Here is a 15,966-nt window from a genome sequence, read left to right on the forward strand (position 1 = left end):
CGGCCCGCGGCTAAAGGGCCGGCGCCGCTCAATCCGACGGCATGTCGGTATCGGACGCGGCGGCTTCACCACCGGCTGCGGCCTTTCCACCGCGCAACAGCGCCGCGGCGAAGCCTGCTATTACTACCGCGCCTAGGCCGAGCACCGCCCACAGCAGCCAGGATTTCCAGTCGCGTTGCGCGCTGAGTGCTGAATTCCCGGCGAGGACGCGCGGCGCGCCCAGATACGCCTGCGCAGGTTGCCAGTCCGCCCCGCGCTGCCTTCGCATTTCCGCCACCAACTGCAGCAACGGCGATTCGACCCGCCGGCTGCGCGTGCTTCCGGCGGCGAGTGCATAAGGGGCTGCGCCTTGCGCCAGGAACACCACGACTTCGGGCCGATAGCCCAGCCGCAACACCGGCACGCCGGCGACGGGAACGGTGGCGCGCAGGCGCCACTGGCGATCGCGTACGGCGTCCGCAAGCTCACGGGCCGGCGAGTGCGTGGCGGCACCGCCGGGGCCGACCTGAAAGGCCACCCACGGGCCCGCGCGATGGCGCCAATCGGCGTCGTCGCTGTCGCGGCTTTCCAGACTCCACTCCACGGCGCTGTTGCCGGGCAGGGCCACATCCACCTCTTGCACCGGGAAGCGTCCACCGCTGTCGAATTCGAAAACCGAGCCCGGCGCGCTCCCACGCACATCGCTGCTGCGTCCGCTCAACTCGATCCAGTTCGGCGCCGCGGCCGCGCGCGACACGGCCAGTTCGGCCGACACGCCGGTGATCACGACCGACTGATCGTTGCGATCCGGCGTGAGGCGCAGATAGCGCGCCTTCTGATACTGCGGAAGCAATCCGTACAGTTCGATACGGCGATGCAACAGCCGGCGGCCTTCGCGACTGAGATCCACCATGCGGCCGCGCGTGCCCAGCAATTGCCAATGCTCCAGATCGTCGCTGGCTTCGACGGTGTAACCCAGGTCCAGCGAATCGACCGGTTGCCACTGCAGCTCCAGCGCCGCGATCGCCTCGTGCACGCGACTGACGTCGACCAGCAACGCATTGCGCGGCAGCGCCGCGGCGGCCGTATCGCTCGTGCGAATCTCGACGCGACGAAGCCGGCCATCGGCATCGGCCTGGCTGATCAACTCCCAGCCTTGCGCGGCGCCTCCCGGTTGCGTCGACGGCAAGGCGAACCAGGGCAGCACGACTCGCGAAGCCGGCCGGGCCAACGGTTCCTCCGGCGCGAATACATCGGTCGGCACGGCAGCGCCGTCGCGATTGATGACCACTACGTCGCGGACATGGGGATCCTGCAGTTGTCGATAAACCCCTTCGTCCAAGGTGACACGATACGCGCCGGCATCGTCGCTGCCCAAGGTCAGCGGCCATTGCTGCGCGTACTCGTCGCGCGGTGCGGCCAGCGCGGCCAATGGAAGCATCAGTGCCAGCCAAGCGCAGCATTTCATCGGCCCGCTTTTCATACAGACTCCTCCGCCGAATGATCGAGCGACGGCGTGCGCGGCGGCGCCGGCGCGAAGTAACCCACCGCCGTGCACAACAGGCCGTACGCCATGAAGGACGCGATCCCCATCAGATTGCCCAGGTGGCCGCGATCGACGAGCACCAGCTTCGCCAGCACCACCGCCATGAGCACGGCACCGGCCAGCCACAAACCGCGTTGGCCGCGGCGCGAACCCAGGATCCAACCCAGCACGCCGAGCACGCTCCACACGATGGTGAGGCTGGTCTGCGCCAGACTGCTCGCGAACAGGCTGTCGTCCCACGGCACGGCGCCCCAGTGATGCGTCGCGCGCAGCGTGATCGACGTGATCAGCGCGAACGCAGCGGATGCGATCAGCGGGATGCGCCGCTCGCGCAGATCGTCCCCTGCGGCCAGCGAGCCCAACCACTTCCATAGCAGGCCGAGCACCGCGATCTGCGCCAGGTCCAAAGGATTGAGCACAGGGATCCACTGCAACGGCTGGCTGTCGCCCGCGGCGAACAACGCGAACAGCGCGGCAAGCGCGAGGGCCGCCACGATCGAGCCCTGCACCAGCGCGCCCCAGCGACGGAAGAGTTCGCCGAACGGCGCGGCGGCCAGGCGCTCGCGCCACTGCAGCAGCGCCGCCAGCACCAGCCACGGCAGGCCGAAGGCCGCCATGCGCCAGCCGTCGCCCAGGCTCGCATCGCTCGCGAGTTTCGTCAGCAGCAGCGCGACCGCCAGCGGCCATGACCACAGCCAGGCGAAGTGACCGAAGCCCGCGGCTCCCACGTGCGTGGCTTCATCGCGTTGGCCATCGGCGCCATCGCGCAGGCAGACCAGGCTGCGCCACCCTGCAATCGCATACGCGAGCCAAGCGGCAAGACCGAAGCCGGCGAAGGGATGTTCATGCGCCGAACTTTGTGCGATCGCCAGAGGGAAAGCCGACGCCAGCGCCAAGGCCGTCGTCCATGCCAGCGCGCCCGCGGGCCTGCGGCGATGGAATTCGCCCGAGAGCCAGCCTGTGGCGACGGCAAGCACCAGCAATGCATCCGCGCGGACATCGAATGCGACGTAGCGTTCGATCTCGGTGTAGCCATTGCCGATCCACCACGCCAGTCCCCACAGGTAGTAGGGCAAGGCGAGTTGCGGCGTCGCTTCGTCGCGCCGATAGCTCCAGGCGCTGAAGAAACCCGCCAGCGCGATCAGCAATGCGCCCATGAAGCGCGCGTTCAACACCGCTTCCGGCGGTGGCACCGTCGCATCGACACCGATCGCGAAGCTGCCGGCGGCGAGCAACTGCAGCAGCAGGCCCGACAGCTGCGGCAGTCGTCGGCCCTGGCGCAGACCGAGCCAGATCAGCGCGGCCCCTTCGAGTGCGAACACGCTAGCCGTCGCCTGTGCCGACAGCGCCAACGGCACCGCCAGCGTCGCGAAGCCCACCGCCAGCACCGCGTACGACGTGGCCAGGGCCGCGTAGTGCTCGCGCTTCTTCAGCAACCAGCCGAGCAGTGCGTAAAGCGCACCCAGGGCCAGCGCGAAGTACGCGAGCGGCATGCGCACGTCCAGCAGCGCATCGCCGCGCAGCAGGCCCGCCTGCAGCGAAGACACCACCAGCGGCGTGCCGAACACGAGGCAGCCGTCGACAAGATCGCGCCGACCGGCGGCGCGGCGGCGCGCGTAGAGAATCGGAATGAGCAGATAGAACGCGAAGAACAGGAGCAGGAACGGCTCGGTCGTATCGAACTTGTCGGGGTGGTAGTTCCACAGCCCCCACAAGGTACCGATGGCGAAGGTGAAGAAGAAACCGAGCACGTTGAGCGCGCGCCACGGCCGCCACCAGGCGATCGCCAAGATCGCCGCATTCAACACCGCGTAGTAACCGAACAGCGCGACATGGCTGCCGCCGCCCGTGGACAACCAGATCGGCGCCAGAAAGCCGGCGAGGATCGCGAGCAGTGCGAGCGCCAGCGCGTTCTGCGCCACCGCGAGCACGCCCGCACCGGCCACGATCACCACGCTCAATCCGAATGCCGCACCGGCGGGTATCAGGTGATAGAGCTTGAAGGCGGCGAACACCACCAGCAGCAGTACGCCGATCGCACCGCCCTGCAGGCTGAGTGCGAAGCCGCGCCGATCCTCGCGCTGGCGCCAACCGAACACGAGCCCGGCAACCGCGGCGGTCGCGATGCCCGCCAGGCGCAGCTCGATCGGGAACGTCATCCAACCCTGGTCGCTGGCGTACTTCAACAAAGCGGCGACGCCTGCGAACAACACCAGCACGCCCACCTTCACCGGCACGTTGCCCTCGGTGAACCAGCGACGGATCGCGCGCGCCGCGAGCGTGAGCGGATCCGGACGCGCGGGTGCGCGCGGCACGCTCGATGCGGGACGCGCACGGATCGGCGTGTCGGGAAGCGGAGGCGGTACGGCCGGCGACGACACTGCGGCCGGTGCCGCGCGTTCGGGCGTCGCGCGTACCGGCGCCGCCGGTGCGGTTACGGCAGGCGCAGGCTGAGGCTCAGGAGGAACCGGTGCCGGCGTAGGCGTAGGCGTCGGCGGGGCTGCGCGTGGCGCCGATGGCGGCACGGCTTGCTGCTGCATCCAGTCGCCCAGCGTCGGCTCGGAAACAGCAGCCGGTGCCGCGCGCTCGGCGCGAAGCTGCTGCACGTCGCTCTCCAACTGGCTGACGCGCCGCTTGAGCCCGCCAATCATCGCCAGCGCAGCGATCAGCAAAACCGGCACCGCCAGGACCAGCAGCACCGCGAGCATGATCAGACCTTCCATTGCCGTCCCGTTCCCCGTTCAGGTGGCTGGACGGTACCACCATAGGAGGCGCTTGCGGACCGCGATGCACGCCTTCGACACCGGAGCGGTTCACCTGTCGTGCAAAAGAAAAGCCCCGCGCTTGCGGGGCTTTTCGTAACGCGATCGGCGGGGTTCGCTTACTTGCCCGCGACAACCTTGACCATTTCCAGGCACTTGTTGGAGTAGCCCCACTCGTTGTCGTACCAGCTCACCAGCTTGACGAAGGTGCCGTCGAGCGCGATGCCGGCTTCGGCGTCGAAGATCGAGGTACGCACGTCGCCGCGGAAATCGGTGGCGACAACCTTGTCTTCGGTGTAGCCGAGGATGCCCTTGAGTGCGCCTTCGGACTGCGCCTTCATCTCCGCGCAGATCTCGGCGTAAGTCGCCGGCTTGTCGAGTTCGACGGTAAGGTCGACCACCGAGACGTCCGAGGTCGGCACGCGGAAGGCCATGCCGGTGAGCTTCTTGTTGAGTTCCGGAATCACCACGCCCACGGCCTTGGCCGCGCCGGTCGACGACGGAATGATGTTCTCGAGGATGCCGCGGCCGCCGCGCCAGTCCTTGTTGGACGGGCCGTCGACGGTCTTCTGCGTGGCGGTGGCGGCGTGCACCGTGGTCATCAGACCGCGCTTGATGCCCCACTTGTCGTTGAGCACCTTGGCCAGCGGCGCCAGGCAGTTGGTGGTGCACGAGGCGTTGGAAATGATCGCTTCGCCGTTGTACTTGGTGTGGTTCACGCCGTAGACGAACATCGGCGTGTCGTCCTTCGACGGGGCCGACAGCACGACCTTCTTCGCGCCGGCATCCAGGTGCTTCTGCGCGGTGGTCTTGTCGAGGAACAGGCCGGTGGATTCGATGACGACGTCGGCGCCGACTTCGTCCCACTTGAGGTTGGCCGGATCGCGTTCCTGGGTCAGGCGGATCTTCTTGCCGTTGACGATCAGGGTGTTGCCTTCGACCTTCACGTCGCCCTTGAAGCGGCCGTGCACGGAGTCGTAGTTGAGCATGTAGGCCAGGTAGTCCGGCTCCAGCAGGTCGTTGATGGCGACGATTTCGATGTCGTTGCCGAAGTTCTGCACGGCGGAGCGCAGCACGTTGCGTCCGATACGGCCGAAGCCATTGATGCCAACCTTGATCGTCATTGCGGGAGAACTCCTGGGAGAGCGAGCCTGCGGGGCGCGGGCGGGATAAGAAGTCCGCCATTTTAGCAGGCGGGCCGAAGCCGCCGGCTGCTTGGCCGCGGGTCGCCCGCCCTGCGAAAGGGCGGCCCGCAAGCAGGCAGGCGCTGTAAGAAAGCGGACGGCTGGCTCCGGTACAGTGAAGGGATGATCCCGACCTTCTTCCGTCGGCCGGCCCCTGCCCGGCCCGCTTCGCCCTCGTCCCCCTCCTGGCGCCGCCTGGCCGCCCTCGGCCTGCTCGGCGCCCTGCTCGTGGCCGGCCCCGTGGTCGCCTGGAGCGCGCTGGGCCACAAGCTGGTCGGCGCGATCGCCCAGCGCCACCTGACCCCGGCGGCCAACGCCGAAGTCGCGCGCCTGCTCGCCGGCGAACCCGACCCGACCCTGGCCGGCGTGGCCACCTGGGCCGACACCCTGCGCGACAGCGACCCCGAGCGCTTCAAGCAGACCTCGCGCTGGCACTACGTCAACCTGTCCAGCGACCGCTGCAACTACAACCCCGAGCGCGACTGCAAGGACGGCCAGTGCGTGATCGGCGCCATCGCCGCGCAACGCGCGATCCTGGCCGACCGCAGCCAGCCGCTCGCGGCCCGGCGCGATGCGCTCAAGTTCCTGGTCCACCTGGTCGGCGACGTGCACCAGCCGATGCATGCCAACTCGCGCGACGACCAGGGCGGCAACAAGTACCAGATCAGCCTGCGCACCGACATCCAACCCGAAGCCTATGCGCGCGACCGCTACGTCGGTGGCGTGATGGGCACCAACCTGCATTCGGTCTGGGACTACTACGTGCTGGCCGAGCGCGGCCTCGACCTGCAGCAGTACACCGATCGCCTGGATCACGAACCCTGGCCGCCGGCCCTGAATACCGCCGCGTCGACGCCGGCGGCATGGGCAAGCGAATCGTGTGCGCTGACCGCCGCGCGCCAGCTCTACCCCATGGAGAACGGCGAGGAAGTGCACAAGCTCGACAGCCGCGCGTATTCCTATAAATATCGCGCACTGGCCGAACAGCGCATCCGCATCGCCGCCTTCCGCCTGGCGACGCTGCTCAACGATGCGCTGGACACTCCCGCAGGAGCGCAGCAATGAATACCTCCGCGACGACGGTGCAAGTGCACCCGTTCCATCATGCCGAGACCGGCACCTGGAGCTACGTCGTCGCGGACCCCGAAAGCCGCCAGGCCGCGATCATCGATCCGGTCCTGGACTTCGACGCCAAGTCCGGGCGCATCACCCACACCTCGGCGCAAAAATTGCTCGAGTGCGCGAACGAGCAAGGCCTGCAGGTGCGCTGGCTGCTGGAAACCCACGCCCACGCCGACCATCTCACCGCGGCGCAGTGGCTGGCCGATCAACTGCCCGATGCGATGGTGGCGATCGGCGCGGGCATTCGTGAAGTGCAGCGCACCTTCGCGCCCGTATTCGAAATCAACGCGGAAGCCGCGGCCGAGCATTTCGACTGCCTGTTCGGCGACGAGGACGAGTTCTCGCTCGGCTATTTGCGCGGCCGCGTCATCCCGGTGCCCGGCCACACCCGCGACAGCCTGGCGTACCTGATCGGCGACGCGCTGTTCACCGGCGACTCGCTGTTCATGCCCGACGGCGGCACCGCGCGCTGCGACTTTCCCGGCGGCGATGCGGCCATGCTGTACCGCTCGATCCAGCAGATGTACGCACTGCCCGACAGCACGCGCGTCTTCGTCTGCCACGATTACGGCCCGGGCGGTCGTGCGGTGGCCTGCGAGACCACGATCGGCGAGCAGAAGCGCAGCAACATCCACGTGCGCGCCGACACTACCGAAGCCGAATTCGTCGCCATGCGCGAGGCCCGCGACGCCACGCTGGCCATCCCCGCGCTCATCATCCCCGCACTGCAGGTCAATCTGCGCGCGGGCGTCCTGCCGGCGTCCGCGGCGAACGGCATCCGCTATCTGCGCATTCCGCTCAACCAGTTTTGATCCATCGCGCTTGACCCATCCCGCGCATCCATGCCGACGACCTTCACTCCCTTCACCGCCTTGCTCGGCGGCGCCTTGATCGGCCTCGCGGCCACGCTGCTTTACGCACTGCTCGGACGCATCGCCGGCATCAGCGGCATCGTCAACGCCGCATTGGAACAGCGGGGCGAACGCGGCTGGCGGATCGCGTTCCTGCTCGGCCTGGTCGTCGCCGCGACCGCGTGGTTCGCCTATACCGGCACACCCGCGCGGACGGGATTCCCAATGGGCTGGCTGATCGCGGCGGGCGCACTGGTCGGTTTCGGTACCCGTCTTGGCAACGGTTGCACCAGCGGGCATGGCATCTGCGGACTGGCGCGCCTGTCGCTGCGCTCGTTGGTCGCGGTGCTGGTGTTCATGGGCGCGGGCTTCGTCACGGTGTATGTGCTGCGGCACGTGATGGACATGGCGGCATGAAGACGCCCCGCTTCGCACAGCTGGCCTTCGCGTTGCTGGCGGGACTGCTGTTCGGCCTGGGACTGGCCGTGTCGGGAATGACCAATCCCGACAAGGTGCTCAACTTCCTCGACCTGGCCGGGCACTGGGATCCGTCGCTGGCGCTGGTGATGGGCGGCGCACTGGCGGTGTCCGTTCCGGGCTTCGCCTGGGTGCGGCGGCGCGGACAGGCCGTCACGGGTTCCGAATTGCCACCGCCGCCGTCCCCGCGCGTGGACGCAAGGCTGCTCGCCGGCAGCGCGCTGTTCGGCATCGGCTGGGGCATCGCCGGCTATTGCCCGGGCCCGGCGCTGGCCAATCTCGCGCATGCCGGGGAAGCGATCGTGTTCGTGGTCGCGATGCTCGCGGGCTCGCAATTGGCGCGGGCCCTGACGCGCTGAGTTCACTGCGTCCGGCGGCATACTGCCGGCATGGCTACCGTCCACACCGATTCGCTCGAGACCGCCGTCGACCTGCTGCTCGCGCGCATCGAGGGTCCGCTGCAGGTCGGCGCGCCACTCGGGCTCGGCAAGCCGCATCGACTGCTCAACGCTCTGTACGCGCGCGTCGAACGCGATCCGGCGCGGCCGCTGCACCTGTACACCGCGCTGTCGCTGGATCCGCCCAGTGGCGGCAAGGGTTTGGAAGCACGCTTCCTCAAGCCGTTCGTGGCCAGGCATTTCGGTGAGGACTTCCCGCGCCTGGCCTACGTGCAGGCGCTGCGGCGCGATGCGCTGCCCGCTCATATCGAAGTCGAGGAGTTCTACTTCCAGTCCGGTGCGCTGCTCGGCTCGACGCAGGCGCAGCGGCGCTATGCCAGCCTCAATTACACGCACGTCGCGCGCGCCCTGGCGGACCGCGGCCTCAATGCAATCGTGCAGAAGGTTGCCGCTTCGGCGGACGGGCGCCGCCTGTCGCTGTCGTGCAATACCGACCTCACCTTCGATGCGCTGGATGCGATCGCTGCGCGCGGTTTGCCGCGCCCGCTGCTGATCGCCGAAGTCGATCCGGAGTTGCCCTGGCTGGGCGGCACCGCCGCCGTCGATGCCGACTTCTTCGACGTGGTGATCACACCGCCCGGACCGCATCCGAAACTGTTCGGCCTGCCGCGGCAACCGGTCAGCGAGATCGATTACGCGATCGGCTTCCACGCCAGCACGCTGGTCGTGGACGGCGGCACCCTGCAGATCGGTATCGGCGCGCTGGCCGATGCGCTGTCGCACGCACTGGTGCTGCGCCACACGGACAATGCGGCGTATCGGCGCGTGCTGCGCGCGCTGGGCTCGCCGCGCGCCGACGACGCCGCACTGGCACCCTTCGCGCAGGGGCTGTACGGCTGCAGCGAGATGCTCAACGAAGGCTTCCGCCGCCTGGTGGAAACCGGGGTCATCAAGCGCAAGGTGCTGGACGATGCGGCGCTGATGCGGCGTCTGGCCGACGGCACGGCTTCGGCGGACGACCACACAAGACTCGACCGCGACGGCGAGTACCTGCACGGCGCGTTCTACCTCGGCTCGCACGACTTCTACCGCTGGCTGCGCGACATGCCCGAGGCCGAACGTCGCGCGATCGGCATGAAGCACGTCAGCGAGGTCAACGATCTGGGCAACGACATCGCGCTGGAACGCCTGCAGCGCCGCGATGCGCGCTTCTTCAACACCTGCATGATGGCGACCGCGCTGGGCGCGGCCGTCTCCGACGCGCTAGGGGATGGTCGCGTGGTTTCCGGCGTGGGCGGCCAGTACAACTTCGTCGCCATGGCCCATGCCCTGCCGGACGCGCGCTCGATGTTGCTGCTGCGCGCCACGCGCGACAGCGGCGGACGCGCCGGTTCGAACATCGTGTGGAACTACGGCCACACCACCATTCCGCGCCACCTTCGCGACATCTACATCAGCGAGTACGGCATCGCCGACGTGCGCGGTCGCAGCGACGAGGACTGCATCGTGGCGATGCTCGCGATCGCCGATGCGCGTTTCCAAGAGGGGTTGCGAACGACCGCGACCGGCCACGGCAAATTGCGCACGGACTACGCGCTGCCGGCATCCGCGCGCAGCAACACGCCGCGCGCGTTGTGCGATGCATTGGCCGGCTTCCGCCGCGACGGCACCTTGCCGGACTACCCGCTCGGCAGCGATTTCACCGCGGTCGAACAGCGTCTGGTCAAAGCCCTGGGTTGGTTGAAGTCGCACACCGCGACACGCAGCAGCAAGGTACGCGTGCTCATTCGCGCGATTTGCGGACGCGGCCTGGGCGATAACGAAGCCGCGCAGCGCATGGACCTCGCCGCGCCGCGAGGCTTCAAGGCCTGGCTGGAAGCGCGTTTGCTGGCGCTGGGCTTGCGCGAAACGTCGGAATCGGCGACTTAGAGCGCCGCGGCCACGCGGCTGCCCTGATTGATCGCGCGCTTCGCGTCCAGCTCCGCCGCGACGTCGGCGCCGCCGATCACGTGCACGGGCACGCCGGCGGCACGCAGGTCGTCGGCAAGCGGACGGAAGGGCTCCTGTCCTGCACAGATCACGACATGATCGACCGCGAGCGTCTGCGCCGCGCCATCGACACGGATGTGGAAGCCCTCGTCGTCGACGCCGAGGTATTCCACGCCGCCGAGCATGCGCACCTGCTTCGCCTTCAGTGTCGCGCGATGGATCCAGCCGGTGGTCTTGCCGAGTTTCGCGCCGGGCTTGCCGGGACTGCGTTGCAGCAGCCACACCTCGCGCGCCGGTGCTTCTGGTTCCGGCTTGCGCAAACCGCCGCGATTGCCGTCGTAGTCGAGGTCGACGCCCCACTCCGCGCGCCAGCGCGACGGATCGAGCGAAGGCGATGCACCTTCCTGGACCAGGAACTCGGCGACGTCGAAGCCGATGCCGCCCGCGCCCACGATCGCGACGCGGGCGCCGGGCTTCACCCGACCGGTTAGGACGTCGATGTAATCCACGACCTTGGGGTGGTCCGCACCGTCGAAGGCGACCTTTCGCGGCCGGATGCCACTGGCAAGCACGACCTCATCGAATGAGGTCGCCAGCGTGGTCATATCCGCGCGCGTGTTCAGGCGCACCTCGACCTTGGTCAGTTCCAGCTTGCGGCGGAAGTAACGCAGCGTCTCGTGGAATTCTTCCTTGCCGGGAATGCGCTTGGCGAGATTGAACTGCCCGCCGATTTCGCCCGCCGCATCGAACAGGGTGACCTGGTGCCCGCGTTCCGCGGCGACGGTCGCCGCGGCGAGTCCCGCCGGACCTGCGCCGACCACCGCGACTTTCTTCGGCGTTTTGGCCGGAAGGTAGACGAGCTCGGTCTCCGCGCAGGCGCGCGGATTCACCAGGCAGCTCGCCGTCTTGTCCTGGAAGACGTGGTCCAGGCAGGCCTGGTTGCAGGCGATGCAGGTGTTGATCTCGTCCACGCGTCGCGCACGCGCCTTGTTCACCCACTGTGGGTCGGCCAACAGCGGCCGCGCCATCGACACCATGTCCGCTTCGTTGCTGGCGAGGATGCGTTCGGCGACCTCGGGCATGTTGATGCGGTTGGTCGTCACCAGCGGCACGGTCACGTGCGGCTTCAGTCGCGCGGTGATCCCGGTGAAGGCCGCGCGCGGCACCGACGTGGCAATGGTCGGGATGCGCGCCTCGTGCCAGCCGATGCCGGTGTTGATGATCGTCGCGCCCGCGGCTTCTATCGCTTTCGCCTGGGCGATCACGTCGTCCCAGGTGCCACCGTCGTCGACCAGGTCCAGCATCGACAGGCGATAGATGATGATGAAATCAGGCCCGCATGCCTCGCGGATGCGGCGCACGATCTCGACCGCGAAGCGCATGCGCCGCGCGGCATCGCCGCCCCACGCATCGCTGCGCTTGTTGGTGCGCGGCACGGTGAACTGGTTGAGCAGGTAGCCCTCCGAGCCCATCACCTCGACACCGTCGTAGCCGCCCTCGCGCGCGAGCTTCGCGGTGCGCACGAAGGCCTTGATCTGGCGCTCGATGCCGCCGGCCGACAGCGCGCGCGGCGTGAACGGATTGATCGGCGCCTTCAACTTCGATGGCGCGACCTGCAGCGGCTGATAGCCATAGCGACCTGCATGCAGGATCTGCAGGCAGATGCGGCCGCCGTGCGCGTGCACCGCGCGCGTGACCTGCCGGTGCTTGCCGACGTGCCATGGCCAGCGCAGCGTGCCGCCGAACGGCTTGAGCCAGCCTTCGATGTTGGGCGAGAAGCCGCCGGTGACCATCAGGCCGACCCCGCCTTCGGCGCGTTCAGCGAAATACGCCGCGAGCTTGGGGAAATCGCGCGCCTTGTCTTCCAGCCCCGTATGCATCGAACCCATCAGCACGCGGTTGGGCAACGTGCAAAAGCCCAAGTCCAGCGGGGCCAAGAGATGGGGAAAGGGCTGCTCGACCGTCATGCATGCGTACGCTTGCGTATGGAGCGCGCACGATGCCGGGAAACCCGGGGCGCCACAAGAGGGGCCGATCACCCTTCCGGCGCTGTCCTGGGTGCGACGGCTGCGGCGTTGTATTCGATAGGCCTCCCCGTGCGGAGACCGCTGCGGGCAAGGAGGCCGATATGGAGATCGTCGCCAGGGGTGTAGTCCGGATCGCCGAAACCGGGCTGGGATTGGAAGGGCTCAAAGTCCAGTTGGGCCGGGGCGCCGGGGAGCGTTGGGCCCTGCTATGCGACAGCGAAACCGCGGCCGACGGCTCGTTCGAGATCTGCGCCTCGGGCGACGAGGCGCAGGCGCTGATCGAGCGACGGGCATCGCTGCACGTGCGCGCCCTGGATGCCGCCGGAATCGAACTCGGGCGCGCTGCCTGCATCTGGCGGCGAGGCTTCCTGGACTGGTGTCCGGTCGCAGTGCCCGCCGAACGGTGCGGGCGGGAAGACCACGACCACGGCTCCGGTCACCCGCATGACCACGACTCCGGCCATTCGCACGGATCGCATGGCCATTCGGACGATTCGCACGGCACCGGTCATGACCACGATCACGGCTCCGGTCACTCGCATGACCACGGCGCCGGCCATTCGCATGAATCGCATGATCATTCGGACGATTCCTCCGAGCCGGGTCATGGTCATGATCACGGTTCCGCCCATCCGCACGATCACGGCAAGCACGACCCTCGTTCGCGCTGCCGGCGCATCTACCTGCGGATCGAACGCCTGCAGTCGTACACACCGGTGGCGCCGGACGAAACCGACCACATGCGCTACAAGATCGACTGCATGCGCGGGCCGGGGCACGAAGACGGCACCATTCCGCCCAACGAAGTGGAACTGCGCCGGTTCGATGCCGTGGTCTACCGCCGCTACTTCGATGCCGCGCACACGGTGCCGGACACCTCGCCTCTGGTCGTCGCCGACATCAACGAGCCGCCGTGGGATCGCCGCATTCCCGGCTGCGTGCTCTACGCCGATCCGGGGGAGCGCTTGTTCATCCACGTGTACAACGCGGACTCGGAACCCCATAGCTTCCATGTCCACGGCCTGGATTACGGGATCGATTCGGACGGCTCGTTCCCGTTCGGCGTGGCGGATCATCACCACCATCGCAGCGATGCGATCTGCCCCGGCGAAAGCTGGTGCTACGTGTTCGACGTTACCCACGACACGATCGGCGCCTGGCCGTTCCACGACCACTTCATGGATATCGACGCGGTGGTGTCGCGTGGGCTGTTCGGCGCGATCATCGTGCGCGATCCGGCAGCGAAGAAGGCCGACTACCACGTGCCCATGTTCCTGCACCGCCTGCAGGGACAGTCGGACGTCACCCGCTTCCGCTTCGGTCCGCTATCACCCGGCGATCCTCCGGTTTCCTTCACGTTTGCCGACGAAGGCACCTACGACTACTTCTGCGAGATCCACACCGCCATGACCGGCGTGGTTCGCGTGGTCGCCGGCGGCCCGGCAGCGGCCGCGGTGAGCATCATCGATTCGCCGTCCAGTTTCGCGCCCAACGACGTGACCATCGGTCCGGGCGGCACCGTCACGTGGACGCACGCGGGCAACCAGCAGCACACCGTCACCGATCGCGGCACGGCGGCGATGCCTTCGTGGTGCCTCAACGGCCGCTCGTTCGTCGGGAACACGCCAACCATCGTCGCCAGGTCGGGCAAACGCATCCGCTGGTACGTGTTCGACCTCGACCTGTCCACGCAATGGCACAACTTCCACATCCATGGCCAACGCTTCCGCCGCGGCGACGAACGCTACGACACACGCAGTCTCGGACCGGCCGAATCGTTCATGGGTGACACGATCGTGCCGAACGTGATCCTGATGCCGATCGACGGCTGCTGCGAATGCCACGAAGAGCTGCACGAAGGCGAGGCGCCGGCGGAAAAGTGGCGACCGCCCACGCGCAAGGGTGCAGTGCAGATGAAGGCGAAGGCGATGGCCAACGCCGTCACTCGAGCCATGGCGATGATTCAGTCGCCCAAACCGGCGCACGGCCATCACGCCGAGCCCGCGAAACCGGTGCTGACGCACGACGACCACTGTCTGCAGTTGCGCGGCGATTTCCTGTTCCACTGCCACGCCGAGATGCACATGATGATGGGCATGGCCGGTCTCGTGCGGGCCTCGCAGGAGATCGAAGCGAGCAAGGAGCTGAAGGCCTGCCTGGGCTTCGAACTTCCCGTCGATGACGGAACGCCGTGTCCGGATGTCGAGATGCCGTGTATGTCGCACGCCGGCACGTGGTCGACCGTTCCGGATCTCGACCTGTTCGTGGTTCACGCCGCGGTGCTCAATACGGGCAAGGTGCTGTTGTGGTCGGGCACGGCCGAAGCGGGCTATCCAACCGAGTCGAGGGTCTGGGACCCCGCGACAGATGCGCGCACGAACCAGGCTTACGCGGCCGACCTGTTCTGCAGCGGGCATGCCTGGTTGCCGGATGGACGATTGCTCGTCGCCGGCGGCGCGCCGAGCGGCCTCATGAACCAGACGCACATCTTCGACCCAGCGACGGAAAACTGGGCGGTGATGGCCAATATGAACGAGGCGCGCTGGTATCCCACCGTGTTGACACTGCCGGACGGCCGCGTGCTGGCGGCCTCCGGCTCGGGCGCGTCCGGCCTGGAAATCTGGGATCCGGGCAGCAGCAACTGGACCATGGTGGCGGGCGCCGATCGCACCTTCCCCGAACTGTTCCCCAGCCTGCATCTGTTGCCCGCGGGCGGCCTGTTCTATTCGCGTTGCGGCTGGGCCGGACCGGACATGTCGCATCGCGAATCCGCGCGACTCAGTTTCACCGGGGCCAATAGCGGCAGTTGGGCCGATCTGGGACTGCTGCAGTTCCCCGACCGCCAGGAAGGCATGGCGGTGTTGCGCATCGACGACACCGTCTCGCCTCCTGCCACCGAAGTGTTCGTGATCGGTGGCGGCGTCAGCGGCGTTGCGACATGGCGTAATCCGCAGACGCTGGAGCGCATCGACCTGACGGATCCCGCCGTCGCTGCCTGGAGCCGTGGTGCGGACATGGCGTTCCCACGCGTCAACGTCACCGTGGTGCTTCTGCCGAACGGACATCTGCTGGCGGTCGGCGGCCAGCGCAATGGCAAATGGGCCGCAGATCCCCAGCCGGTGCTTGAAGCCGAGATCTACGATCCGGCGAACAACACCTGGACGACGCAGGCGCCGATGCTGCATCCGCGGCAGTACCACTCGGTTGCCGTGCTCCTGCCCGACGGACGCGTGCTGGTGACGGGCGGCATCGATCCCATGCTGGGCACCACGCCGATGCGCGATCAGCGCTCGATGGAATTGTTCAACCCGCCGTACCTCGGCGGTGGTAGCCGGCCCTCGATCACCAGCGCGCCGGCGGGTGCGACCTGGGGGGCGACGATGTCGATCGGAACCGCGGCCCCGGGCGATATCGACAGCGTGGTGCTGCTGCGGCCAAGCGCGCTGACCCATCACACCGATGCCGGTCTGCGCTGGATCAAGTTGCCGATCCTCGGTGCGACCGGAGCGACCGTACAGGTCCGCGCTCCTTCCAGCGCCGCGGTCGCACCGCCCGGACCGTGGATGCTGTTCCTGTTGGATGCAGCAGGCGTGCCTTCGGAGGCGAAATTCATCGACCTCGCGTGAACGGC

At 67.8% G+C, this 15,966-nt stretch carries 10 protein-coding genes; 6 read left to right on the forward strand and 4 right to left on the reverse strand.

The window, feature by feature from the left end; all coding sequences use genetic code 11:
- Positions 1 to 28 precede the first annotated feature (28 nt).
- The 3 genes from ACYVJ8_RS17020 to gap form a co-directional block, all read right to left on the reverse strand.
- Complete coding sequence (locus ACYVJ8_RS17020; RefSeq protein ID WP_460714643.1) at positions 29 to 1,447, reverse strand: DUF3999 domain-containing protein; 1,419 nt, start codon at positions 1,445 to 1,447, stop codon at positions 29 to 31.
- An 11-nt stretch (positions 1,448 to 1,458) separates the two neighbouring features.
- A complete protein-coding gene (locus tag ACYVJ8_RS17025; RefSeq protein WP_460714645.1) occupies positions 1,459 to 4,248 on the reverse strand; it encodes a DUF2339 domain-containing protein in 2,790 nt (929 codons plus the stop codon).
- Between the two features lie 158 nt (positions 4,249 to 4,406).
- Positions 4,407 to 5,411, reverse strand: a complete 1,005-nt coding sequence (gene gap / locus ACYVJ8_RS17030) for a type I glyceraldehyde-3-phosphate dehydrogenase (RefSeq protein WP_460714647.1) — start codon at positions 5,409 to 5,411, stop codon at positions 4,407 to 4,409.
- A gap of 183 nt (positions 5,412 to 5,594) precedes the next feature.
- Here gap and ACYVJ8_RS17035 point away from each other — a divergent pair, with 183 nt between their 5' ends.
- The 5 genes from ACYVJ8_RS17035 to ACYVJ8_RS17055 are packed head-to-tail and all read left to right on the forward strand — an operon-like array spanning position 5,595 to position 10,248.
- Positions 5,595 to 6,536, forward strand: a complete 942-nt coding sequence (locus tag ACYVJ8_RS17035; protein WP_460714649.1) for a S1/P1 nuclease — start codon at positions 5,595 to 5,597, stop codon at positions 6,534 to 6,536.
- Positions 6,533 to 7,405 carry an MBL fold metallo-hydrolase gene (locus ACYVJ8_RS17040; protein WP_460714651.1) on the forward strand — a complete coding sequence of 291 codons (873 nt, stop codon included), beginning with the start codon at positions 6,533 to 6,535 and terminating at the stop codon, positions 7,403 to 7,405. The genes ACYVJ8_RS17035 and ACYVJ8_RS17040 overlap by 4 nt, the downstream gene beginning before the upstream one ends.
- Before the next feature lie 30 nt (positions 7,406 to 7,435).
- Positions 7,436 to 7,861: a YeeE/YedE family protein gene (locus tag ACYVJ8_RS17045; protein ID WP_460714653.1), complete on the forward strand. Its 426-nt coding sequence runs from the start codon at positions 7,436 to 7,438 to the stop codon at positions 7,859 to 7,861.
- Positions 7,858 to 8,280, forward strand: coding sequence for a DUF6691 family protein (locus tag ACYVJ8_RS17050; protein WP_460714655.1), 423 nt, complete (start codon positions 7,858 to 7,860; stop codon positions 8,278 to 8,280). The genes ACYVJ8_RS17045 and ACYVJ8_RS17050 overlap by 4 nt, the downstream gene beginning before the upstream one ends.
- A 30-nt stretch (positions 8,281 to 8,310) precedes the next feature.
- Positions 8,311 to 10,248 carry an acetyl-CoA hydrolase/transferase C-terminal domain-containing protein gene (locus tag ACYVJ8_RS17055; protein WP_460714657.1) on the forward strand — a complete coding sequence of 646 codons (1,938 nt, stop codon included), beginning with the start codon at positions 8,311 to 8,313 and terminating at the stop codon, positions 10,246 to 10,248.
- Here the strand turns inward: ACYVJ8_RS17055 and ACYVJ8_RS17060 are convergent.
- Positions 10,245 to 12,275 carry an oxidoreductase gene (locus tag ACYVJ8_RS17060; protein ID WP_460714659.1) on the reverse strand — a complete coding sequence of 677 codons (2,031 nt, stop codon included), beginning with the start codon at positions 12,273 to 12,275 and terminating at the stop codon, positions 10,245 to 10,247. The genes ACYVJ8_RS17055 and ACYVJ8_RS17060 overlap by 4 nt on opposite strands.
- A 161-nt stretch (positions 12,276 to 12,436) precedes the next feature.
- On the opposite strand from ACYVJ8_RS17060, the gene ACYVJ8_RS17065 reads away from it, so the two are divergent.
- A complete protein-coding gene (locus tag ACYVJ8_RS17065; protein ID WP_460714660.1) occupies positions 12,437 to 15,961 on the forward strand; it encodes a galactose oxidase-like domain-containing protein in 3,525 nt (1,174 codons plus the stop codon).
- Positions 15,962 to 15,966: the final 5 nt, after the last annotated feature.

The sequence above is a fragment of the Lysobacter terrae genome (assembly GCF_054782215.1).

Excerpts from the sequence above, each read along its gene's own strand:
- ACYVJ8_RS17020 (WP_460714643.1), bottom strand. The coding sequence starts at position 1,447 with ATGAAATGCTGCGCTTGGCTGGCACTGATGCTTCCATTGGCCGCGCTG.
- ACYVJ8_RS17025 (WP_460714645.1), bottom strand. The coding sequence starts at position 4,248 with ATGGAAGGTCTGATCATGCTCGCGGTGCTGCTGGTCCTGGCGGTGCCG.
- gap (WP_460714647.1), bottom strand. The coding sequence starts at position 5,411 with ATGACGATCAAGGTTGGCATCAATGGCTTCGGCCGTATCGGACGCAAC.
- ACYVJ8_RS17035 (WP_460714649.1), top strand. The coding sequence starts at position 5,595 with ATGATCCCGACCTTCTTCCGTCGGCCGGCCCCTGCCCGGCCCGCTTCG.
- ACYVJ8_RS17040 (WP_460714651.1), top strand. The coding sequence starts at position 6,533 with ATGAATACCTCCGCGACGACGGTGCAAGTGCACCCGTTCCATCATGCC.
- ACYVJ8_RS17045 (WP_460714653.1), top strand. The coding sequence starts at position 7,436 with ATGCCGACGACCTTCACTCCCTTCACCGCCTTGCTCGGCGGCGCCTTG.
- ACYVJ8_RS17050 (WP_460714655.1), top strand. The coding sequence starts at position 7,858 with ATGAAGACGCCCCGCTTCGCACAGCTGGCCTTCGCGTTGCTGGCGGGA.
- ACYVJ8_RS17055 (WP_460714657.1), top strand. The coding sequence starts at position 8,311 with ATGGCTACCGTCCACACCGATTCGCTCGAGACCGCCGTCGACCTGCTG.
- ACYVJ8_RS17060 (WP_460714659.1), bottom strand. The coding sequence starts at position 12,275 with ATGACGGTCGAGCAGCCCTTTCCCCATCTCTTGGCCCCGCTGGACTTG.
- ACYVJ8_RS17065 (WP_460714660.1), top strand. The coding sequence starts at position 12,437 with ATGGAGATCGTCGCCAGGGGTGTAGTCCGGATCGCCGAAACCGGGCTG.